The organism is Demequina muriae (assembly GCF_030418295.1).
Classification (GTDB): Bacteria; Actinomycetota; Actinomycetes; order Actinomycetales; family Demequinaceae; genus Demequina; species Demequina muriae.
On record NZ_JAUHQA010000001.1, the window covers coordinates 808,441 to 829,045 of the forward strand.

A 20,605-nucleotide genomic window follows, 5' to 3' on the forward strand; every position below is an offset into this window, starting at 1 on the left:
GAGCGATAACATGCCAACCCCCCTTGCAGAGTGGGGTCGGTGGCCCGCGTCACCGCCCGCCCGGGAATCAAAACGACGTCGCGCTTGTCCCATGAGTGGGCCCGTCGGACGGCGGTCCCCAACCGCAGGGAGCCTTCGCATGACCACTCGAGTTCTCATCCTGGGCGGCGGCTACGTCGGCCTCTACACCGCGCTCACGCTCCAGCGCAAGGCCCGCGGCAAGGTCGACATCACCGTGGTGGACCGTCGCCCCTACATGACCTACCAGCCCTTCCTCCCCGAGGCGGCCGCCGGATCGATCGAGGCGCGCCACGTCGTGGTGCCGCTCCGTCGCGAGCTCTCGGGCGCCCGGATCGTCCAAGGAAAGGTCTCGCAGATCGCGCACGCCGAACGGCGGGCGCGGGTGGAGACCGACTTCGGCGACACCTTGGACCTGGAGTACGACGAAGTAGTGGTGGCGCTGGGCTCCGTGCCTCGGACGCTTCCCATCCCTGGACTCGCGGAGAACGGCATCGGCTTCAAGTGGGTCGAAGAGGCCATCAATCTCCGCAACATCGTGCTGGGCAGGATCGCGCGCGCCGCGTCCACCGAGGATGCCCGCACCCGGCAGCGGCTCCTCACGTTCGTGTTCGTGGGAGGCGGCTTCGCCGGCATCGAGGCCTTCGCCGAGACCGAGGACATGGCCCGCGCGGCCCTGCGGTACTACCCCGAACTGTCCCCGTCCGATCTCCACTTCGTGATGGTCGAGATGGCGCCGGGCATCCTCCCGGAGATGGGGCCCGAGATGGGCGAGTACACGCTGAAGGAGCTGCGCCGCCGCGGCATGGTGGTCCACCTGGAGACCAGACTGGAATCGGCAGTCGATGGCGTCATCGAGCTGTCCAATGGCGAGACCTACGAGGCCGACACGCTGGTGTGGACAGCCGGCGTCAAGCCGAACCCCGTCATCGGATCGTCGGACCTTCCGACGGGCCCCAAGGGACACGTCAACGCGCTGCCCACGCTGCAGGTCGCCGACGAGGACGGAGCCGTCGTCGACGGCGCGTGGGCCGCGGGCGACTGCGCTCAGGTGCCGGACCTCGCCAAGGGCGACGGCGCGTGGTGTGCCCCGTCAGCCCAGCACGCGGTCCGCCAGGCGCGCCTGCTCGGAGCCAACCTCGCGGCGCACATCGACGGGCGCGCGCCCAAGGAGTATCGGCACAAGAACCTGGGGACCGTGGCCTCGCTCGGCCTCCACAAGGGCGTGGCGCAGGTCATGGGAGTGAAGCTGCGCGGCTGGCCCGCGTGGTTCATGCACCGGACCTATCACATGGCGCAGATTCCCAGCTTCAACCGCAAGTCCCGCGTGGTCCTCGACTGGACGGCGGCGCTGTTCTTCCGTCGGGACCTCGTCTCGATGGGGCGGCTGCACGAGCCGCGGCGCGCCTTCAAGGAAGCCGCGGACAGTTAGCGGCCCGCCGCCCGCCACGGGAGCCGCGCTCATCCCGCCCCGGGGGTGCGCATGGGTATCGCACACCCCGCGGGGCGGTCCGCGCGAGTGTCGTCAGCGCGGCCGATGAAGGGAGGTCACGCGAGCGACAGGAACACCTTCTCGAGGCGTCGCAGACTGTCGTCGCGGGCGTCCCCTTCGGTGGTGTCGAGGCACTCGCGGAGCCCCGAGGAGATCAGGGTGAACCCCGCGCGATCGAGCGCTTTGGATACCGCGGCGAGCTGGGTGACCGTGGACTCGCAGGTCTGGCCCTCCTCCACCATGCGGATCACCGCGTCGAGCTGCCCGCGGGCGCGCTTGAGACGGTTGATGGCCGCGCGTGCGGCCTCGGGGTCTGCCATGATCGCTCCGATCGTCGGGGCCGGTACTAGCGACGCAGCCACGGGAAGATGCTACGTCCAGCGGGGGCGTCATGGCCCTCGCACCACTGACTGGCGGGCACCTGCGCCTTGACGGAGTCGATGTGCTGTCCGCAGCCGGTCCAGGTGGTCTTGCCGCACTCGCGGCACGTCATCGGTGAGCACATAGGGCGTCCCTTTCATGATGTTGAACGCGACCCCTTGTCGCGTCCGGATGACAAAACTATACCCCGGGGGGTATCGTGGTTGCAACACATCACACTCATGGAGGTTACGTATGAAGGTCGTCATCGTCGGGGCTGTTGCCGCCGGAATGTCCGCCGCCACCCGCCTGCGTCGTCGCGACGAGCACGCCGAGATCGTAGTACTGGAGGCCGGGGAGCACGTCTCGTTCGCCAACTGCGGTCTGCCGTACTACGTGGGCGGAGTCATCACCGACCGCGAATCGCTGCTGCTGCAGACGCCGGAATCGCTGCACGCGAGGTTCGCCCTCGACGTGCGCACGCACAGCCGTGTCGTCGACGTCGATGCGCAGGCGCGCACCGTCACGGTCCGCACTGCGGCCGGCGACACCTATCTCGAGACCTACGACCACCTGGTGCTCTCCCCCGGTGCGCGCCCCATCGTCCCCGACGTGCCGGGCGCCGAGCGCGCGCTCGTGCTGCGGGACGTGGCGGATGTGGACACGATGGCAGCGCACACGGCCGATGCGCGCACCGCGGTCGTGATCGGCGGCGGCTTCGTGGGGCTCGAGGTGGCAGAGAACCTGCGCCACCGCGGCCTCGACGTGACCGTCGTGGAGCTCGCCCCCCAGGTCCTGAGCGCGTTGGACGCTGAGCTCGCGGTCCGCATTCAGGACCGGCTCGAGCAGCACGGCGTGCGCGTCATGACCGGCGCGCAGGTCACCGAGATCACCGCGGACTCCGCGCTGGTGAGCGGTCCGGATGGCGACGAGACCATCCCCGCCGACATGGTGGTGGCGTCGATCGGCGTGATCCCCGACTCGACGCTCGCGCGCGCCGCCGGCGCCGACCTGGGTCCCCGTGGGGCCATCCTCGTCGACGACGACATGCGCACCTCCGTCCCCGGCATCTACGCCGTGGGCGACGCCGCCGCCAAGCACGACGCGTTCTCGGAGGACCCCACGCTCATCCCGCTGGCGAACCTCGCGAACCGGCATGGACGGCGCGTGGCCGACGTCATCACCGGCACCACCGGGCGTGGCCGCCCGAGCATCGGCACCGCCGTCGTCGGCGTGTTCGGACTCACCGCCGCGGTCACGGGCCGCACGGAGCGCCGCCTGCGCGGCGAAGGCCGCGCTTACCGAGCCCTCCACACCCACCCGATGGACCACGCCGGGTACTACCCGGGCGCATCGGCGATGGCGCTCAAGCTGCTCGTCGACCCCGAGACGGACGCCATCCTGGGCGCCCAGGCCATCGGCGAAGGGGGCGTCGACAAGCGCATCGACGTGATCGCCACCGCGATCCACGGCGGGATCACCGCGTCTGAGCTCGCCGATCTCGAACTCGCGTACGCACCGGCCTACGGCTCCGCCAAGGACCCCGTGAACATGCTCGGGTACGTCGCGGAGAACGCGCTGCTGGGCGACAGCCCGTCGGTCCAGTGGCACGAGCTGGCCGAGTCCGGCGACGAGGCGCCCTTGGTGGTCGACGTTCGCTCCCGAGCCGAGCACTCCCGCGGCACCGTGGTGCCGCCGTGGGGACAGGAGCCCGTCAACATCCCCGTGGACGACCTGCGCGCGCGCCACGGAGAGCTGCCCCGCGACCGCCGCATCGTGGTCCACTGCCAGGTGGGACAGCGCGGCCACACGGCCACGCGTCTGCTGCGTCAGCTGGGCTACGACGCCGTCAACCTGGACGGCGGGTACCTCACGTGGCGCGACGGCCTGCGCTCGCTGGCACCGGCGACCGCCTCCGTCTGACACCTTCCCACCCACGTACCCGCCCACCGACAGTTTGAACCGAAACGCATCGGCGGCGCCGCGTGTCGCCCGTGTTTGCGCGGTCGCGCGCGGCGTGTCGACTCCAGATTGGTTCAAACTGTCGCCGGGGGCGGGGGCCCGGCGTGCGGCGGGGGTCAGCCGGCCGATGCGATGGTGGGCTTGGCGGTCCGGCCCAGGCAGCAGTCCGTGGGGCACACGTCCTGCCACGGGCCGATCTCGGTCAGCGCCGGACGAGCCCGCGGCACGTCGCCGGCGTTCGTCACGTGACGCTCCTCGACCAGGTCGATGAGGCCCGACACGAACGCGGGGTCGACGCCCACCGTGGGCACGCGCACCATCGGCAGTCCGCGACCCTCGGCGGTCTCGAGCGCCTCGTTGTCGAGGTCCCAGGCCACCTCCATGTGGTCGGAGACGAACCCGACCGGGGACACGACGAGCCCGGTCACGCTCTCGGGCAGCGCCTCGATCGCGAGGTTGATGTCCGGCTCGAGCCACGGCACCGACGGGTCGCCCGAACGGGACTGGTAGACCAGGCTCCACGGGACATCCGGGAACTCGTCCGCGATGCGCTCCATGATGAGGGCGGAGACGGCGCGCTGCTGCGCGGCGTACCAGCCGCCGCCCGCGTGCCACTCCTCGCCGCCGCCGGCGGGCACGGGGGTGCCGTCGGGCAGCGTCTCGCGCGGACCCGACGCGTCGGCGGCCGACGACGGAATCGAGTGCGTCGCGAACATCACATGCGGCGCCTCGCCCTTGCCCGCGGCCTCGAGCTCGCGCAGGCCGGCGCGGACGGCGTCGACATTGGGCTCCACGAAGCCGGGGTGGTCGAAGTACTGGCGGATCTTGTCGAGCTCGAGCTCGCCGGTCAGCCCGGCCTCGTCGAGAGCGGTCGCGAGGTCCTCGCGGTACGCGCGGCAGCCGGAGTACGACGAGAAGGCCGTCGTCACCAGCACCAGCACCTTGCGGTGACCGTCGGCGTGCAGCTCCCTCAGCGCATCGGCGAAGTAGGGCGCCCAGAAGCGGTTGCCCCAGTACACGGGCAGGCCCAGCCCGCGGCTTGCGATCTCGCCCTCGAGCGCGGCCTTGAGGTCGCGGTTCTGCTGGTTGATGGGGCTCACGCCGCCGAAGTGGCGGTAGTGGTGCGAGACCTCTTCGAGGCGCTCGTCCGGCACTCCGCGTCCCGCCGTGACGTTGCGCAGGAACGGGATGACGTCGTCCTGCCCCTCGGGCCCGCCGAAGCCGGCGAGCAGGATGCAGTCGTACGTGGTCGCGGGGCGGGTGCGCGTGGACGCCGCGAGCGCAGGCATCTGATCGGTCACGATGCGAGCACCTCGACGGCCTCAGCGGTCTCGACGCGACGGCCGGTGTAGAACGGCACCTCTTCGCGGACGTGGCGACGCGCCTCGGTGTAGCGCAGCTCGCGCATCATGTCGACGAGGTCGGTGACCTCGTCGGCCTCCATGGGCAGCAGCCACTCGTAATCGCCCAGCGCGAAGGCCGCGACAGTGTTGGCGACCACTCCCTTGAAGGCCGAGCCCTTGATGCCGTGCTCGCGCAGCATCTGGCCGCGCTCCTCGTCGGACAGCAGGTACCACTCGTAGCTGCGGACGAACGGATAGACCGTCAGCCAGTCCCGGGGCCGCTCGTCTCGGAGGAACCCCGGCACGTGCGCCTTGTTGAACTCGGCGGGGCGGTGCACGCCTGCGGCCGACCACGTCAGCGTCGTGTCCGCGAGCAGTTCGGTTGCGCGCAGCTCGCGGAGCGCGAGCTGCAGGTCCGCGAGGTCCGGGCCGTGCAGCCACAGCATCACCGTGCCGTCGGCGCGCAGACCCGAGACGTCGTAGATGCCCCGCAGGGTGACGTCGTGATCCGCGAGCTCCTCGACGGCGGCATCGAAGTGCTCGACGACCTCCGGAAGGTCCTCATCGGGGGCGTCGAGCAGCCCATCGAGAACAGAGAAAAGAGTGAATCCGTGCGGTTGGTCGGTCATGCTGCCATTCTCGTCCCCGAGAGGTCGGAAAGGAAATCCGTTCCCGCAGCCGACAATGGCCCCTAGGACTGAGGAGCCGGCTCTCCCAGGCGAGAGCCCGCATCGGCCGCGACGATCGCCGCGATGCCGCTCAGCCCGGCCGCCGAGCCGACGAGGTGAAGGCCCGGCACGGGCTCGCGGTCCTCGACCGCGGCCGGGGCGGAATCGGCCCACTGCACGCGCTCGATGTCGCGCACCTGGGCCTCCTTCAGCGCCACCCCAAGAAGGGTCGATGCGTCGGACAGCGCGTGCGCACGAGCATCCCTGGCGTTGTCGATGCCATACGACAGCCTCACCACGTGGCGTCCCCCGGTGCGGTCGGCGAGCCATCGCCACTTCGCCGTCGAGTGGGTCAGCGCCTTCGCGCCCGAGACGTTGCCCACCGCGAGCACGCCGGTGCCGCGTGGAGCCGAGTCGAGCTCAGGGGCGTCCAGCACCAGGGTCACGATCGCCACCTGGCGGTCCTCGGCCCACGCCACGTGGGGCACCAGTGCCGACACCACCGGCCGCGGGACGGCCAGCACCACCCCATCGGCACGATGCGACGTCCCGCCGGACCACACGGTCCAGCCGGACCCGGCCTTCTCGAGCGCGCCCACCGGAGTCTCCAGGGCGATCTCTGCCCCGCGTGAGCGCGCATCGGCTGCGAGCGCGTCGATGAGCGTCGCCATGCCGCCCACCAGCCCCTGCACCGCCGACCCCGCCGGGGAGGCGGCACGCCGCGCGGCCGCCGCGCGGACCAGGCCGCCCTTGCGGACCACCTCGGCCGCCAGGCCCGGGGCGACGTCCCCGAGTGCGATGTCGTCGAGCGGCCGGGAATAGATGCCCTGCACCACCGGTGCGACGAGCCGCTCGGTGGCCCGGTCGCCGAGGCGGTCGCGGGCGAGCTCGCCCAGACTGGTCGAGTCGTCCACATCGCGCACCCGAGTGAAGCGATCGCTCAGGAGGCGGGCCGTGCCTCGCCAGCCGAGCGCGCGCCGGAGCTCCCGCGTGAAGACGGTGGTCGGGACGCCGAGCCAGCCGGTGGCGGGCAGCGGATAGGCCGCCTCCGACGTCACCACCCACGCGGGGCGGCGCTCGGGGAAGACGATGCTCTCGGCGAGTCCGAGCTCGGACAGCAGGGCGGCCACGTGGCCGCCGCGCGTCGCGAAGGACTCCGCGCCTGCGTCCAGCGCCAGGCCGTCGACGGTGACTCTCGAGATGCGCCCTCCCGGATGATCGTCAGCCTCCATCACCGTGACGTCGTGGCCCGCGGAGGCGAGCCGGCGCGCGGCGAGAAGTCCGCCCACTCCACCGCCGACGACGATCCAGCGCTGCTGCTCAGCCACGCTCATGCACCACGTCGACGATGCGCTTGACCACGTCGGGATTCGCGTGCGGCGGCATGCCGTGCCCCAGGTTCACGACGTGCCCGGGCGCCTCCCCTCCGCGCGCCAGCACGTCCTTGACGTGGCGTGTGAGCGCATCGGCCGGCGCGGCGAGCATCGCCGGATCGATGTTGCCCTGCAGCGGGAAGCGGCCGCCGGTGGAGCGGGCAGCGGCGTCCAGGGGCATCCGGTAGTCCACGCCCAGCGCGGTCGCGCCTGCGGAGCCCATGGCGTCCAGGAGGTGGCCGGCGTTGGCCGCGAAGTGGATGCGGGGCACGTCGAGGTCGGCGACCGACATGAGCGCGGTGCGAGAGCCCGCGGCGCAGTGCGCGACGTAGTCGGCCTCGGACAGCGACCCGGCCCACGAATCGAAGAGCTGCACCGCCGATGCCCCAGCGAGCACCTGCGCACGCAGGAAGAGGCCTGCGGCGCGCGACGTCCAGGACACGAGCGCGTCCCACACCTCGGGCGAGGAGTGCATGAGTTCGCGAGCGCCCATGTGGTCGCGTGAGGGGCGCCCATCGACCATGTAGGCGGCGAGAGTAAACGGCGCGCCCGCGAAGCCGATGAGCGGGACGTGTCCGAGCTCGTCGGCGGTGATCGTGACCGCGGCGCGGATCGCGTCCAGGCCCGAGTCGAAGAATCCGCGGTCTCCCGCGGTGCCGAGCGCGGGCAGCGCCTCGACGTCCGCCATGGTGCGCACGGGCCGCCCGAACACTGGACCGACTCCCGGCTGGATGTCCACGTCCACGCCCGCGATGCGCATCGGCACCACGATGTCGGAGAACAGGATTGCCGCGTCGACCCCGTACCGGCGCACGGGCTGCAGCGTGATCTCCGACGCGAGAGCCGGGGTCAGACACGACTCGAGCATGCCGGTGCCGGCCCGCGCCTCGAGGTACTCCGGAAGGGACCGGCCGGCCTGCCTCATGAACCACACCGGCCGATGCGCAGGTCGGCGGCCGCGCAGCGCCGCGACGAGCGCGGAGTCTGCCGTCCTGCCATCGGTGAGCGGGTGGGAGGCGGGCAGCGCGGTAGTGGTCATGCATCGATTCTGCCTTGTTCCCGCCCCGTGTCAGAATGGAGGGGTGGTGCTCATGTCTCTCGTGGCCAGCCACCGCAACCGCGACCTCACGCTGCTCGAGCAGCTGAGCGTCGGATCCGACGCGCTGGGCGCCGCGGTTGCAGGCGGCGGGTCCCCCGTGCGCGGTGCCGTGGTGCTCCCCACGTGCAACCGCTTCGAGGTGTACCTCGAGACCGATGATCCGGTCGCGGGCCGGGCGGCCGTCATCGACCAGATCGAGCGCGCCACGGCGCTGGAACGCGACACGATCGAGGCGGCCCTGGCCACCTACGAAGGCGATGACGCCGTCCAGCACCTGCTCTCCGTCGCCACCGGGCTCGACTCGATGGTGGTGGGCGAGCGAGAGATCTCGGGCCAGGTGCGCCGTGCGCACATCGACGCGCAGGCCGGGGCCCACCTGTCCCCTCTGCTCGACCGGCTCTTCCAGTCCGCGCTGCGCACATCACGCGTGGTCGCCTCGTCGACGGGCCTGGGCACCTCGGGACGGTCCGTGGTGTCCGTCGCCTTCGATCTGGCGTCCGAGACCGTCACCTGGTCAGGCGCACGCGCCCTCGTGATCGGCACCGGCGCTCTCGCCGAGACGGGAGTGGGATCGCTGCTCGCGCGAGGCGTCATGATCGAGGGCGTGTTCTCCCCCTCCGGTCGTGCCGATGAGTTCGGAGCGCGGCATGGCATCCGCGCGCTCGACCGCGAAGGCCTGCGGACCGCACTGAGCGAGGTCGACCTGGTGCTCGCCTGCTCGGGCGGGGAATCGATCGTGCTGACGCCGGCCATGGTGGCGGCGGCGCGGCCCGACGGCGACAACCCCCTCACCATCGTGGATCTCGCCCTGCACCGCGACGTCGCGCCCGGCGTCGCCCAGATGCGCGGCGTGACCGTCGTCAACCTCGAGTCCGTGGGGGCGCGCGCCCCCGAGGAGTCGGTGGGAGCCATCGACGCCGCGCGGTCCATCGTGGCGCACGCCGTCGCCCGCTTCGGCGATGGCGAGCATGCGCGCTCTCTCGACCCGGCGGTCGTGGCGCTCCGCGAGCACGTGTTCGGCCTGCTGGAGCGCGAGCTCGCCCGGGTTCAGCCCGCCGCCGGCGCCTCGGAGCAGACGGTCGCCCAGGCCGACGCCACCGAGCAGGCGCTGCGGCGGTTCGCGAAGACGCTTCTCCACATCCCGACGGTCCGCGCTCGCGAACATGCGCAGGCGGGCGAGTCCGATCGCTACCTGGGCGCCATCCGCGCGCTGTACGGCATCGACGTGGGCATTCAGGACGACGCTTGCCCCGCTCCCGAGATGGACGCCGCGGCCGAGTCCGACGCGGACACCACGACGCACCACTGATCGCCGCTGACGGTCTGCCCCCTCAGGTGGCCAGAACGAGCCTGCCCGCGCATCGGCCGCAGGCTCTCCCAATTACGTCATAGAGGCGTTGGATAAATCCGTGTCTTTGGGCTAGGTTAGGCAAGCCTCACTCGCCGCACTCGGATGTGCGCGGACCACACCATCCTGGGAGACCGATGCGCCAGCGCGCCCTCATCGCCATCGCCGCAGCAGCGGCGCTGGTCGTGACCGTCGCGCTGTCGTTGGCGCTGGGGTCACGCGGGATCGACCTCGGGACGGTGTGGAACGCGCTGGTGGATCTGGATCCAGAAGACCCGGAGCAGCTGATCGTGCGCGAGCTGCGCGCGTCGCGGACGCTCATCGGAGTGCTCGCCGGCGCGGCCCTCGGCGTCGCGGGAGCACTGATGCAGTCGCTCACCCGCAACCCCTTTGCCGACCCCGGCCTGCTCGGCATCAACGCGGGCGCGTCGCTCGCCGTCGTCATCGCCCTCACCGCCGGCCTGGGCGGCGGCTTCGCCGCGCAGGTGCCGATCGCGTTCGTCGGCGCGGGCATCGCCGCGGTCGTGGTCTACGCGATCGGCGCGCGCGGCGCCGCGGCGGGCGCACCCGTCCGGTTGGCGCTCGCCGGAGTCGCCCTCACCGCGCTCATCACCTCGGTGACGTACGCCGTGCTTCTCGTCGACGACGCCACTCTCGAGCAGTACCGACTGTGGGTCGCGGGCTCGCTCACCGGACGCCAGTCCGAGGACGTCACCGCCCTCATTCCGATCGTGCTGGTCGCGATCGCCGTCGCGCTGCTGGCCTCACGACAGCTGCAGGCCGTGGCGCTCGGCGAGGATGCAGCGCGCGCTCTCGGCATCAGCATCGGCGGCATCCGCACGCTGACCATCGTCATCGTCACCCTGCTGGCGGCATCCGCCACGGCCGCCGCCGGTCCCCTGGTCTTCGTCGGCCTCGCCGTGCCGCACCTTGCACGCACCCTCGTGGGCGCATCCCTGCCCTGGCTCCTCGTGGTGAGCGCCCTGGGGGGTGCGGCACTCGTGCTCGTGTGCGACGTAGTCGGACGCCTCATCGCGCCGCCATCCGAGATCGGCGTCGGCATCACCACCGCCATGATCGGCGGCCTCATCTTCGCGCTCATGGCCCGCCGCATGAAGGTGGTGGAGCTGTGAGAGTGCTGCGCATCGGCCAGCTGGGCGTCACGACCCATCGGCGCACGTTCGCCGTGGGCGTGCTCCTGCTGGTGGTCCTCACGGGTCTGCTGCTGTTCGCGCTCGTCGTCGGCAAGGCGGACGTCACCGTCTGGGACGCCGTCCGCGCCGCAGCAGGGATCCCGGTGGGGGCTCCCGCCGACTTCATCGTGGGCCAGGTCCGTGCGCCGCGCGCCCTCACCGCGATCCTCGTCGGCGCGATGCTGGGGCTGTCCGGCGCGGTGCTGCAGTCCCTCACCCGCAATCCCCTCGCCTCCCCCGATTTCATCGGCATCACCATGGGCGCCGGCACGGGAGCCGTCCTGACGCTTTGGCTCATCACTGCGTCATCGCTGTGGATCACGGCAGCGGGAGCCGCGGCCGGTGCGCTCGTCACCTCCGCCCTCATCCTGGCGCTCGCCTGGCGCCGTGTGATCGTGCCGCTGCGGCTGATCCTCGCCGGCATCGGCGTGGGGTTCGTCGCCCAGGCCACCACGCAGTACCTGCTCACTCGCATGGACGTGCATGATGCGGGCAACGCGTTGGGCTGGCTCGTCGGCTCCACCACCGGACGGACGTGGACACACGTCGTCTTCGCCGCCGTCGTGCTCGCCGTGCTGGTTCCGGTGCTGCTGGGGTTCGCGCGTGCGCTCCGCACGATGGAGATGGGCGACGATGCCGCGCAGGCGCTCGGCATCTCGGTGGGACGTTCGCGCGCCGTGCTCGCGGTGTGCTCCGTGCTGCTCGCCGCGGCGGCGACCGCGGTGACGGGCCCGATCGGCTTCATCGCCCTGGTCGCCCCTGCACTCGCGGTGCGCATCACCCGCTCGGCGGGCGTCGCGCTCATCCCCTCCGCGCTGATGGGCGCGGCGCTGCTGCTTGCCGCAGACCAGGCCTCACAACTCATGCCGCAGGAGCTGCAGTTTCCCGTAGGCATCTTCACCGCCGCCGTCGGCGCACCGTACCTGCTGTGGCTGGTGTGGCGCGCATCCCGAGGAGGACACTCATGAGCAGGCTCGAGGCACGCGAGGTCGTGCTCGGCTACGGCGATCACGTGGTGGTGCGTGGCGTCGACGTCGCGATCCCCGACGGTCAGATCACCGCCATCGTGGGCCCGAACGGCTGCGGCAAGTCCACGCTGCTGCGGTCCCTCGTGCGCCTGCTGTCACCCCGCTCCGGCACGGTGCTGCTCGACGGCGAGGACATCCACCGCACCCACACCAAGGAGGTGGCGCGCCGCGTGGGACTGCTGCCGCAGTCACCGATCGCTCCTGCCGGCATCACGGTCAAGGAGCTCGTGGCCCGCGGTCGCACCCCGCATCAGAAGCTGCTGCGCCCGTGGAGCGACACGGATGAGACCGCCGTCCTCTCGGCTCTTCACTCCACCGCCCTGACCGACATCCAGGACTCGATCGTGGATGAGCTGTCCGGCGGCCAGCGTCAGCGCGCCTGGATCGCGATGGCGCTCGCGCAGGACACGCCGCTGATGCTGCTGGACGAGCCCACGACCTATCTGGACATCGCGCACCAGTACGACGTGATGGACCTGCTGCACCGACTCCACACCCGTCAGCAGCGCACCATCGTGATGGTGGTCCACGACCTCCACCAGGCCGCCCGTTACGCACACCACGTGATCGCCATGCACGACGGCCAGGTCGCGGCCGCGGGTGCGCCCGCCGACGTCTTCACGGAGGACCTCATCCGGCGCGTGTTCTCGCTCGAGGCGCGCGTGCTCACCGACCCGGTCACCGGGACCCCCATGGTGGTCCCCGCCCACGGCCCCGGAGGGGTGCGATGACTCCACTCCTGGGCACCCAGCACCTGTCCACTCCCCCGCAAGTCTGACGTCACCCTACGAAAGGAACTCCCCATGTTCACCCTCACCAAGCGCCGTGCAGGCGCCACGGGCCTCGTGGCAGCGACGGCGCTCCTGCTCGCCGCATGCTCGTCCGGAGCCGAGGCCGAGTCCACCGACGAGCCCACCGACGGCGCCACCGCCGCGACGGAGGAGACCACCGAGGCCTTCCCCGTCACCCTCGACACCGTCATGGGCGATGTCGTCGTGGAGGCCGAGCCCGAGCGGGTCGTCACCCTCGGCTCGCACGAGCACGAGTACCTGTACGCCCTCGGCGTGGCCCCGGTGGCCGTCCCCGTGAGCTGGCAGGGATACGACCTGGGCACCGGCCCGTGGGCCGAGGAGGACCGCGTCGCTGCCGGCGCCGAGCCCGAGACGTTCGAGCCCGGTTCCACCACCTACGACGCCGAGGCGATCGCAGCCTTCGAGCCCGACCTCATCGTGGCGACCTACCCGAACCACACCATGACGCAGGAGGAGTTCGACCTGCTCTCCGGGATCGCGCCCGTCGTCACACGCCCCGCGACCGACTCCGAGGGCAACGAGACCACCGAGTGGGGCGTCTCGCTCGCCGACGAGCTGACCATCCTCGCGCAGGCCACCGGCACCACCGAGAAGGCCGAGGAGATCACCACCGAGATCGACGCCGCCTACGCCGAGGTCCGCGACGCTCACCCCGAGTGGGAAGGCATGACGTCCCAGGTCGGCGGCTTCTACGAAGGCCAGGCGTTCGTCTACGCCGTCAACGACACCCGCAACCAGTTCCTCGCGAACGTGGGCCTGGACGTCTCGGCGATCGAGAACACTGACGAGGCGTGGCTGCAGATCAGCGCCGAGCAGCTCGACGTGCTGAACGACCTCGACTCCGTCGTGTGGCAGGTCGCCACCACGCCGGAGGCCAAGGCCGAGCTCGAGGGCCTGCCCCTGTTCGAGTCGCTGACCGCGACGCAGACCGGCGGCAACATCTGGCTGGGCGACCCCGTCCTCGAGGGCGCGTTCTTCGCGAACTCGCCGTCGTCCGTCCACTACACGCTCGAGGGCTTCGTGCCGCTGCTCGAGGCCGCGCTCGACGGCGACCCCGCCACCGAGGTCCCCACCTCGACCGACGCGGGCTGACCCGGTGGGGAGGCGCCGGGCTCGCCCTCGGCGCCTCTCGCATCGGCCCCTCCCCCTCCACCCTCAGGAGACACGCATGTCCGACTCTTTCCTGGTCCACGTGGCCGCAGCAGAGCAGATCAGCCCCAACCTTCGCCGCGTGACGCTCACCGGCGACTCCCTGCGCACGTGGGAGACCACCGGTCAGCCCGACGAGTTCGTGCACGTCCACATCCCCGACGCCGATCCGGTGCCCGGGTGGGAGGACGACCACGACATCGCGCGCCACTACACGATCCGCCGCTGGAACCCCGAGGTCCCGAGCGTCGAGATCGACGTCGTCACCCACGGACACGGGCGCGGAGCGACCTGGGCGCGCGATGCCCAGCCGGGCGACGCCGTCGCGATCAGCGACGCCCACGGCTACTACAAGGCGCCCGACGGCTCGGCCCGCCGGCTCCTCCTCGCCGACGCCACGGGGCTGCCCGCGGTCGCACGGATCCTCGAGGAGGCCAGCCCCGAGGAGCACTTCGACGTGATCGTCGAGCTGATCACCGCGGACGACGCCATCGCGCTGCCCTCGCCCGCAAGCGTCAGCGTCGAATGGAAGGTCTCCGGCAACGGCCGCGGGCCGTCCGCGCTGCTGTCCTGCATGGAGCGCCTGCCCGTGCCAGACGGCGACACCTACGTGTGGCTCGCGTGCGAGTCCGCCGAGTCACGCAAGGCGCGCGGCTTCGTGCGCCGGGAGTGGACACGGCACCACACGCTGTATCGCATCGTCGGCTACTGGCACGTGGACCAGGAGGAGCAGATGCGCAAGTGGAACGCCCTCACTCCGGAGCAGCAGGCCAGGTACATGGAGATCTGGGACGAGTCGCGTCCCGACGAGATCAACTGGCTCGAGCTCGAGCCATACCTGCAGGAACTGGGCCTCTAGCCCACCCTGCCCACAGCGAAGGGCCGATGCGCGGGTGGCGCGCGCATCGGCCCTTCGCTGTTCTCGGGCTCAGGGAGCTAGAGGTCCAGCCGCTCCAGCATGTCCGTCACCAGCGCCGCGACCGCGGAGCGCTCCGAGCGCTCGAGCGTGACGTGCGCGAAGAGGTCGTGACCCTTGAGCGCCTCGATCACCGCCGCGATGCCGTCGTGGCGGCCCACGCGCAGGTTGTCGCGCTGGGCGACGTCGTGGGTGAGGATCACGCGCGAGTCCTGGCCGATGCGGCTGAGCATCGTAAGCAGCACGTTGCGCTCGAGCGACTGCGCCTCATCGACGATCACGAACGCGTCATGCAGGCTGCGCCCGCGGATGTGCGTGAGCGGCAGCACCTCGAGCATGCCGCGGGCCATGACCTCCTCGACCACCTCGGAGCTGACGATCGCCCCCAGGGTGTCGAACACCGCCTGCGCCCAGGGGTTCATCTTCTCGGCCTCGGAGCCGGGCAGGTAGCCGAGCTCCTGGCCGCCCACCGCGAACAGGGGGCGGAACACCATGATCTTCTTGTGCTGGCGTCGCTCCATCACGGCCTCGAGACCGGCGCACAGGGCGAGCGCGCTCTTGCCGGTGCCGGCCCGGCCACCCATGGACACGATGCCCACCGTCTCGTCGAGCAGCAGATCGATCGCGATGCGCTGCTCGGCGCTGCGGCCGTGGAGGCCGAACACCTCCTGGTCGCCCCGCACCACCCGGATCGCGCCGTCGTTCGTGACCCGACCCAGCGCTCCTCCGCGTCCGGAGTGGATCACCAGGCCCGTGTGCACGGGCAGGGTCGCAACGTCCTCGCCGCAGTCCTCCGCCGACGGGGCCGCGAGCGTCGAGTCGTCGTACAGGGTCGACATCTGCTCGTCCGTCAGCTGGATCTCGCGCATCCCGGTCCAGCCCGAGTCGACGGCCAGCTCGGCCTTGTACTCCTCGGCCTCGATGCCGAGCGCCGACGCCTTCACGCGCATCGGCAGGTCCTTGGAGACCACGACGACGGCATGGCCCTCGGCCTTGAGGTTGGCCGCCACGGCCAGGATGCGGGTGTCGTTGTCGCCCAGGCGGAAGCCGCTCGGCAGCACGTTCTGGTCACTGTGGTTGAGCTCGACGCGGACGGTGCCGCCCACCTCGTTCGCGGCAACCGGCTGGTCGAGCTTGCCGTGCACGATGCGCAGGTCGTCGAGCATCCGCAGCGCCGAGCGGGCGAAGTAGCCCAGCTCAGGGTGGTGACGCTTGGCCTCCAGCTCGGTGATCACCACCACTGGCAGCACCACCGCGTGCTCCGCGAACCGCTTGAGGGCCCGTGGATCCGACAGCAGCACCGAGGTGTCCAGCACGAACGTGCGGAGCTCGGTGGCCGTGGTCGCGTTGATGGAGGGGGTGGTGTCAGGCTGAGTGATGGTCACAGGTGCTCCCCGCGTCTCAAGCCGCAGGGCGCTCGATACGCCCCTTGGCGTTCGATTCAGGCCGGAACCGGGTCGGTTCGGCGCGTTGCTCTTCCCACGTTGCTGACGCTACGCCCGGCCACGCGGGGCGGGGAGCGACACGCCGCGTGTCACATATCCGTCATCTTGGGGAGGGCCGACGCTCGATCTAGCGCCCGTGGCGCCGCTCGCGCTGGGAGAACGCACGCAGGGCACGCAGGAAGTCCACGCGGCGGAAGTCCGGCCAGTACGCGTCGCAGAAGTAGAACTCCGAGTGGGCGGACTGCCACATGAGGAAGCCGGACAACCGCTGTTCGCCAGAGGTGCGGATCACGAGGTCCGGGTCCGGCTGACCCTTCGTGTAGAGGTGCTCCGCGATGTGCTCGACCGCGAACGACTCCGCGACCTCCTCGAGCGAGTGGCCCGCATCGACGCCGGCTCGCAGGATCGACCGCACCGCGTCGGCGATCTCGTGCCTGCCGCCGTACCCCACGGCGACGTTGACGTGGAGCCCGTCGGCATCGGCCGTGCGCTCGACCGCCGCGGCGATGCGCCGGGCGGCGTCGTCGGGGAGCATGTCGGTCGACCCCACGTGCTGGAGCCGCCACCGGCCGTCATCGGCGAGGCGCTCGACCGTGCAGCAGATGATCTCGAGGAGGGCGTTCAGCTCGTCCGATTCGCGTGCGAGATTGTCGGTCGAGAGCATCCACAGCGTGACGACCTCGACGCCCGCGTCCTCCGACCACCCGAGCACCTCGGTGATCTTGTCCGCGCCGCGCTGGTGTCCGTGCGCGGTGGGTGCGCCGGACTGCCGCGCCCAGCGGCGGTTGCCGTCCAGGATGACGCCGATGTGCCGCGGCGGGTTGCCCTGCTCGCGGAGGGTGCGAGACAGCTGACGTTCGTACGGCCCATAGAGCAGGCTGCGCAGGCCCATCCGTCTCCTCCCAGTGGGGACACCATCTGCGCATACGCTACTCGCCTCGCGAGGGAAAGCCGTAACCTACGGTATCGTAGGTTCATGTCTGAAAACCTGCCCGTGCCGGGCAAACCGCTCCTGAGAGGGTGGCTGCATGTTGGGGCCGCTCCGATCGTGCTCATCGCAGGCCTGGCGCTCGTGGTGTTCGCTCCCACGCTCGCGGGACGCGCTTCGACCGCCATCTTCACGCTGACAGCCGTCATGATGTTCGGCACGTCGGCCGTGTACCACCGCGGCGACTGGTCGCCCCGCGCGCTGGCGGTGCTGCGACGCATGGACCACGCCAACATCTTCCTGATCATCGCGGGCACCTACACGCCGCTGACGGTGATGCTGCTCGAGGGAAACACCCGCACCTTGGTCCTGGTGCTCGTGTGGTCGGGAGCGATCGTGGGGACGCTGTTGCGCGTGTTCTGGCTGGGAGCACCCCGCTGGGCGTACGTGCCTCTCTACCTTGCGCTCGGCTGGGTGGCGGTGGGGTTCATCGGCCCGTTCTACTCTGCAGGCGGCGCGACCGTGGTCGGCCTGATCATCGCCGGCGGCGTCGCATACACGGCAGGCGCGGTGATCTACGGCACCAAGTGGCCGCGCGGGTCGACACGGTACTTCGGCTTCCACGAGATCTTCCACGCGCTCACGATCGCCGGTTTCACCTGCACCTACATCGCCGTAGCCCTGGTGATCTTCACCGTCTCGCAGTAGCGGCCGTCTCTCAGCAGCGCCGATGCGGGGGGCGGTCGTCGCCCGGCTACCGCGGGGCGCGGGGCCCCATGGGCAGGAGCACGAGGAACAGTGCGCCGAAGGGGCCGAGGAACAACGTGAGAAAGAACCACGCAAGGCCCGAGCGACCGCGAGTCCGGGCCAGTCCGCCCGCGAGCAGCGCCATGGTGAACCACAGCCCGCCGATGGCGGTCGAATCTGCGGAATCCTGAATCATGTTCCCCCCAGAACACTCGAGCGGCGAGCGCTCAGTCGCGCTCGCCCGTGTCAGCGTCATCCGGGCGTGGCGGCTCGTCAGCTCGGCGCTCCACGCGAGAGTCGCCCTCGGGAGGGTGCGTCCGCACCTTGCGCAGGTGCTTGCTGAGCGACCGGAACAGCAGGACCGCGGCCAGCACCATGGTGAAGGTCGCGATGAATGCCAGCAGTCCGGGTCCGCCGGTGAAGTCCGCCACGTCCACTCCCTCTCGTCAGTGAACTATCCTGCCTCATCATGAGCACTCCCATGGCCGAGACCCGCGATGACGACGGCGGCGGCGCGCGCCCGCGGCTCTCACGGGGGCGATGGGCGCTCGTCGTCGTGGGCCTCGTGGTTCTCACTGGAATCACCGCCTGGTTCGCATGGGGCGTCTCCTCCCAGCCCGCACGCTGGCAGGACGTGGGATTCGAGGTGATCTCACCCACCGAGGCGGAGGTCACCTTCGACGTGTTCCTCTATGCCGACGAGCCGGTCACCTGCTACGTGCACGCGATGAACGTGCAGTACGCCGAGGTGGGCGTCGCCGAGGTCGCGGTGGATCCCGCCGACGGGGACGAGCAGCGCTTCACGCTCGCCGTCCCCACGGTCGAGGAGGCCAACACTGCACTCGTTCGCGGGTGCGCGCCCCAGTAGTCGATCACGAGTCGCACCTGACATACGGGGGATTTCACCCGTGGTCGGCTGCTTGGTAGGCTGACACATTCTGTCCACAAGGAGGCACCCGTGACTGAGACGACCGGCACCTGGCTCACCCAGGAGGCATACGACCGCCTGCAGACCGAGTACGACCACCTCGTGACCGAAGGCCGCTCGGCCATCGCCAAGGAGATCGACGAGCGCCGCCAAGAGGGCGACCTCAAGGAGAACGGCGGTTACCACGCGGCACGCGAAGAGCAGGCGAAGCAGGAGGCTCGCATCGAGCAGCTCCGCCACATCCTGCAGACCGCGACCGTCGGCGAGTCCTCCACCGCCGCCGAGGTCTCGTCCGGCACGGTCGTGACCGCCGAGGTCGGCGGGAACGAGATGAAGTTCCTCGTGGGCTCGCGAGAGGTCGCAGGCGGCACGGACATTCAGGTCTTCAGCGCGCAGTCGCCGCTGGGTGAGTCGCTGATGGGCCTGGCGCCCGGCGACGAGACCACGTACCAGGCCCCCAACGGCAACGAGATCGCCGTCAAGGTCATCGCCGTGGAGCCCTTCTCGGGCTAGCCCGGCCTGCCCCCTCCCCCGCCTTAGCGCGCTGTCGGGCGGTGAGTGTCGGTCTCAGGGCCGACGTGAATCGTGGTGGGCACTCAGCGCCGCTGGAGCACCACTGCCGCCTCGCCGTGGGTCGTGTGCGGGAACATGTCGAACAGGCGCGCCTCGCGCGCGGTGAGCGACGGCATCCATGCCATGTCGCGCGCGAGCGTGTCAGGGTTGCAGCTCGAGTAAATCACGGTGGATGCGCCGGACCCGTCGAGCCAGCGTGAGAGTTCCTCACCCAAGCCCCGCCTCGGGGGGTTGACCACGATCGCCTGGGCCGCATCGGCCTGCCGCACGGCCCACGCGACGGCATCGTCGGTCACGAACGAGACCTGTTCCATCGCCGAGTCTCCGCCCGCGAGGCGGTCGTCCCGCGTGCGCCGCGCCGAGGCCACGGCCTGTGCGCTGGTCTCCACCCCCGTGACCGGCCGGCCGGGAGCCGCGCCGTGGAGGGCGAAGCCACCCACACCGCAGTAGAGGTCCCACAGACTCGCAGGCGCTGCCTCGTCGATCCAGGTCGAGGCCTGCCGGTACAGCGACGCGGCGACGTCGGTGTTGGTCTGGAAGAAGCTCTGCGGGCGCAGGTGGAGGTCGACCCCGTTGACGGTCATCGTGAGCGTCTCCCGATCGGTGAGCACCGTCTCCGTGTCGCCCTCGAGGATCGCCTTGTGCTCTGCCTGCACGTTCACCGAGGCCACCGTGAGTCGCGGCAGCTGCTCCATGAGCCACGGCAGGTGTTTGCGGATGCGTGCCAGCGCCTCGGTCGAGCGCAGCACCCAACGCACCATCAGGTCGCCATTCGGCGCAAGGGTCACGAGCACATGCTTGAGCTCGCCGCGCCGATGCGGCACTGAGTACGGCTCGAGTCGAGCGAGCGTCACGAAGGTCGCGAGGTGCGGGAAGGCTGCGGCGAGCCCGGCTGGGTAGAGCGGGCACTCACGAAGGTCTTGACCCTCGCCCTGCGCATCGAGGATGCCGATCGTCGGGGCGTCGATCGTGCCCGCGACGACCATCTTCGCCTTGGTGCGAAATTCCGTCGGACGGCTCGCGACGCTCGGCAGCCACGTCAGTCCCGGCGCCAGCGGCTCGAGCAATGCGGCGACCCGTGCCTGCTTGTGGGCGAGCTGCTGCGGGTACGGAGTCTCGATGATGGTGCACGACCCGCACCGCCCCGAGTCGTAGTACTCGCAGAACAGCGATCCGTCCTCGAGCACCGTCCCATGACGGGATCCGCCACGGAACGTGGGCAT

The 20,605-nt window shown here is 70.6% G+C and carries 22 protein-coding genes; 11 read left to right on the plus strand and 11 right to left on the minus strand.

The genetic code is table 11. The annotated features are described in order from the left end of the window. Positions 1-139: 139 nt before the first annotated feature. A complete protein-coding gene (locus tag QQX02_RS03705) occupies positions 140-1,450 on the plus strand; it encodes an NAD(P)/FAD-dependent oxidoreductase (protein ID WP_301141297.1) in 1,311 nt (436 codons plus the stop codon). 116 nt (positions 1,451-1,566) lie between these two features. Here QQX02_RS03705 and QQX02_RS03710 read toward each other — a convergent pair whose 3' ends face one another. Continuing rightward, positions 1,567-1,830, minus strand: a complete 264-nt coding sequence (locus QQX02_RS03710; protein WP_301141298.1) for a metal-sensitive transcriptional regulator — start codon at positions 1,828-1,830, stop codon at positions 1,567-1,569. A 26-nt stretch (positions 1,831-1,856) separates the two neighbouring features. Next, positions 1,857-2,015 (minus strand): DUF8730 family Cys-rich protein, encoded by a 159-nt coding sequence (locus QQX02_RS13445; protein WP_496111626.1) that lies wholly within the window; start codon positions 2,013-2,015, stop codon positions 1,857-1,859. 110 nt (positions 2,016-2,125) lie between these two features. On the opposite strand from QQX02_RS13445, the gene QQX02_RS03715 reads away from it, so the two are divergent. Beyond that, the gene (locus QQX02_RS03715; RefSeq protein WP_301141300.1) at positions 2,126-3,793 is read left to right on the plus strand and encodes an FAD-dependent oxidoreductase; all 1,668 of its coding nucleotides are present in this window, start codon (positions 2,126-2,128) and stop codon (positions 3,791-3,793) included. Between the two features lie 155 nt (positions 3,794-3,948). Here the strand turns inward: QQX02_RS03715 and QQX02_RS03720 are convergent, their stop codons facing one another. The 4 genes from QQX02_RS03720 to hemE all read right to left on the minus strand — a co-directional run bounded on the left by QQX02_RS03720 (position 3,949) and on the right by hemE (position 8,255). Next, positions 3,949-5,121, minus strand: a complete 1,173-nt coding sequence (locus QQX02_RS03720) for a ferrochelatase (protein WP_301143644.1) — start codon at positions 5,119-5,121, stop codon at positions 3,949-3,951. A gap of 8 nt (positions 5,122-5,129) precedes the next feature. Further along, positions 5,130-5,804 (minus strand): hydrogen peroxide-dependent heme synthase, encoded by a 675-nt coding sequence (gene hemQ / locus QQX02_RS03725; RefSeq protein WP_301141301.1) that lies wholly within the window; start codon positions 5,802-5,804, stop codon positions 5,130-5,132. Between the two features lie 62 nt (positions 5,805-5,866). After that, the gene (locus QQX02_RS03730; RefSeq protein ID WP_301141302.1) at positions 5,867-7,171 is read right to left on the minus strand and encodes a protoporphyrinogen/coproporphyrinogen oxidase; all 1,305 of its coding nucleotides are present in this window, start codon (positions 7,169-7,171) and stop codon (positions 5,867-5,869) included. Continuing rightward, a complete protein-coding gene (hemE, locus tag QQX02_RS03735; RefSeq protein WP_301141304.1) occupies positions 7,164-8,255 on the minus strand; it encodes a uroporphyrinogen decarboxylase in 1,092 nt (363 codons plus the stop codon). Before hemE ends, QQX02_RS03730 begins: the two co-directional genes overlap by 8 nt. Positions 8,256-8,307: 52 nt before the next feature. On the opposite strand from hemE, the gene QQX02_RS03740 reads away from it, so the two are divergent. The 6 genes from QQX02_RS03740 (at position 8,308) to QQX02_RS03765 (ending at position 14,704) form a co-directional block, all read left to right on the plus strand. Further along, on the plus strand, positions 8,308-9,624 hold the full coding sequence (locus tag QQX02_RS03740; protein ID WP_301143646.1) for a glutamyl-tRNA reductase: 1,317 nt from the start codon (positions 8,308-8,310) through the stop codon (positions 9,622-9,624). 176 nt (positions 9,625-9,800) lie between these two features. Then, a complete protein-coding gene (locus tag QQX02_RS03745; protein WP_301141305.1) occupies positions 9,801-10,796 on the plus strand; it encodes a FecCD family ABC transporter permease in 996 nt (331 codons plus the stop codon). Continuing rightward, a complete protein-coding gene (locus tag QQX02_RS03750) occupies positions 10,793-11,824 on the plus strand; it encodes a FecCD family ABC transporter permease (RefSeq protein ID WP_301141307.1) in 1,032 nt (343 codons plus the stop codon). The genes QQX02_RS03745 and QQX02_RS03750 overlap by 4 nt, the downstream gene beginning before the upstream one ends. Continuing rightward, positions 11,821-12,615 (plus strand): ABC transporter ATP-binding protein, encoded by a 795-nt coding sequence (locus QQX02_RS03755; RefSeq protein WP_301141309.1) that lies wholly within the window; start codon positions 11,821-11,823, stop codon positions 12,613-12,615. Before QQX02_RS03750 ends, QQX02_RS03755 begins: the two co-directional genes overlap by 4 nt. Positions 12,616-12,687: 72 nt before the next feature. Further along, positions 12,688-13,788, plus strand: a complete 1,101-nt coding sequence (locus QQX02_RS03760) for an ABC transporter substrate-binding protein (protein WP_301141311.1) — start codon at positions 12,688-12,690, stop codon at positions 13,786-13,788. Between the two features lie 76 nt (positions 13,789-13,864). Then, positions 13,865-14,704, plus strand: coding sequence for a siderophore-interacting protein (locus QQX02_RS03765; RefSeq protein WP_301141313.1), 840 nt, complete (start codon positions 13,865-13,867; stop codon positions 14,702-14,704). 77 nt (positions 14,705-14,781) lie between these two features. On the opposite strand, the gene phoH2 is transcribed toward QQX02_RS03765, so the two are convergent. Next, positions 14,782-16,140, minus strand: a complete 1,359-nt coding sequence (gene phoH2, locus QQX02_RS03770; RefSeq protein ID WP_301143648.1) for an RNA 5'-3' helicase PhoH2 — start codon at positions 16,138-16,140, stop codon at positions 14,782-14,784. 193 nt (positions 16,141-16,333) lie between these two features. After that, a complete protein-coding gene (locus QQX02_RS03775; protein ID WP_301141315.1) occupies positions 16,334-17,098 on the minus strand; it encodes an isoprenyl transferase in 765 nt (254 codons plus the stop codon). An 84-nt stretch (positions 17,099-17,182) separates the two neighbouring features. Here QQX02_RS03775 and trhA point away from each other — a divergent pair, with 84 nt between their 5' ends. Then, the gene (gene trhA / locus QQX02_RS03780; RefSeq protein WP_301141317.1) at positions 17,183-17,842 is read left to right on the plus strand and encodes a PAQR family membrane homeostasis protein TrhA; all 660 of its coding nucleotides are present in this window, start codon (positions 17,183-17,185) and stop codon (positions 17,840-17,842) included. Positions 17,843-17,888: 46 nt separating this feature from the next. Here trhA and QQX02_RS03785 read toward each other — a convergent pair whose 3' ends face one another. Together QQX02_RS03785 and QQX02_RS03790 are read right to left on the minus strand one after the other, a co-directional pair. Further along, positions 17,889-18,077, minus strand: a complete 189-nt coding sequence (locus tag QQX02_RS03785; RefSeq protein WP_301141318.1) for a hypothetical protein — start codon at positions 18,075-18,077, stop codon at positions 17,889-17,891. A gap of 31 nt (positions 18,078-18,108) precedes the next feature. Continuing rightward, positions 18,109-18,312, minus strand: coding sequence for a hypothetical protein (locus tag QQX02_RS03790; RefSeq protein ID WP_301141319.1), 204 nt, complete (start codon positions 18,310-18,312; stop codon positions 18,109-18,111). 38 nt (positions 18,313-18,350) lie between these two features. Between QQX02_RS03790 and QQX02_RS03795 the strand changes: the two genes are divergently transcribed. Both QQX02_RS03795 and greA read left to right on the plus strand, forming a co-directional pair. Continuing rightward, positions 18,351-18,749 (plus strand): DUF4307 domain-containing protein, encoded by a 399-nt coding sequence (locus QQX02_RS03795; protein WP_301141320.1) that lies wholly within the window; start codon positions 18,351-18,353, stop codon positions 18,747-18,749. A 90-nt stretch (positions 18,750-18,839) separates the two neighbouring features. After that, the gene (greA, locus tag QQX02_RS03800; RefSeq protein WP_301141322.1) at positions 18,840-19,322 is read left to right on the plus strand and encodes a transcription elongation factor GreA; all 483 of its coding nucleotides are present in this window, start codon (positions 18,840-18,842) and stop codon (positions 19,320-19,322) included. Positions 19,323-19,405: 83 nt separating this feature from the next. Here greA and rlmC read toward each other — a convergent pair whose 3' ends face one another. Then, complete coding sequence (gene rlmC, locus QQX02_RS03805; RefSeq protein ID WP_367304227.1) at positions 19,406-20,605, minus strand: 23S rRNA (uracil(747)-C(5))-methyltransferase RlmC; 1,200 nt, start codon at positions 20,603-20,605, stop codon at positions 19,406-19,408.

Excerpts from the sequence above, each read along its gene's own strand:
- QQX02_RS03705 (WP_301141297.1), top strand. The coding sequence starts at position 140 with ATGACCACTCGAGTTCTCATCCTGGGCGGCGGCTACGTCGGCCTCTAC.
- QQX02_RS03710 (WP_301141298.1), bottom strand. The coding sequence starts at position 1,830 with ATGGCAGACCCCGAGGCCGCACGCGCGGCCATCAACCGTCTCAAGCGC.
- QQX02_RS13445 (WP_496111626.1), bottom strand. The coding sequence starts at position 2,015 with ATGTGCTCACCGATGACGTGCCGCGAGTGCGGCAAGACCACCTGGACC.
- QQX02_RS03715 (WP_301141300.1), top strand. The coding sequence starts at position 2,126 with ATGAAGGTCGTCATCGTCGGGGCTGTTGCCGCCGGAATGTCCGCCGCC.
- QQX02_RS03720 (WP_301143644.1), bottom strand. The coding sequence starts at position 5,121 with ATGCCTGCGCTCGCGGCGTCCACGCGCACCCGCCCCGCGACCACGTAC.
- hemQ (WP_301141301.1), bottom strand. The coding sequence starts at position 5,804 with ATGACCGACCAACCGCACGGATTCACTCTTTTCTCTGTTCTCGATGGG.
- hemE (WP_301141304.1), bottom strand. The coding sequence starts at position 8,255 with ATGACCACTACCGCGCTGCCCGCCTCCCACCCGCTCACCGATGGCAGG.
- QQX02_RS03740 (WP_301143646.1), top strand. The coding sequence starts at position 8,308 with ATGTCTCTCGTGGCCAGCCACCGCAACCGCGACCTCACGCTGCTCGAG.
- QQX02_RS03745 (WP_301141305.1), top strand. The coding sequence starts at position 9,801 with ATGCGCCAGCGCGCCCTCATCGCCATCGCCGCAGCAGCGGCGCTGGTC.
- QQX02_RS03755 (WP_301141309.1), top strand. The coding sequence starts at position 11,821 with ATGAGCAGGCTCGAGGCACGCGAGGTCGTGCTCGGCTACGGCGATCAC.
- QQX02_RS03760 (WP_301141311.1), top strand. The coding sequence starts at position 12,688 with ATGTTCACCCTCACCAAGCGCCGTGCAGGCGCCACGGGCCTCGTGGCA.
- QQX02_RS03765 (WP_301141313.1), top strand. The coding sequence starts at position 13,865 with ATGTCCGACTCTTTCCTGGTCCACGTGGCCGCAGCAGAGCAGATCAGC.
- QQX02_RS03775 (WP_301141315.1), bottom strand. The coding sequence starts at position 17,098 with ATGGGCCTGCGCAGCCTGCTCTATGGGCCGTACGAACGTCAGCTGTCT.
- trhA (WP_301141317.1), top strand. The coding sequence starts at position 17,183 with ATGTCTGAAAACCTGCCCGTGCCGGGCAAACCGCTCCTGAGAGGGTGG.
- QQX02_RS03785 (WP_301141318.1), bottom strand. The coding sequence starts at position 18,077 with ATGATTCAGGATTCCGCAGATTCGACCGCCATCGGCGGGCTGTGGTTC.
- QQX02_RS03795 (WP_301141320.1), top strand. The coding sequence starts at position 18,351 with ATGAGCACTCCCATGGCCGAGACCCGCGATGACGACGGCGGCGGCGCG.
- rlmC (WP_367304227.1), bottom strand. The coding sequence starts at position 20,605 with ATGCCCACGTTCCGTGGCGGATCCCGTCATGGGACGGTGCTCGAGGAC.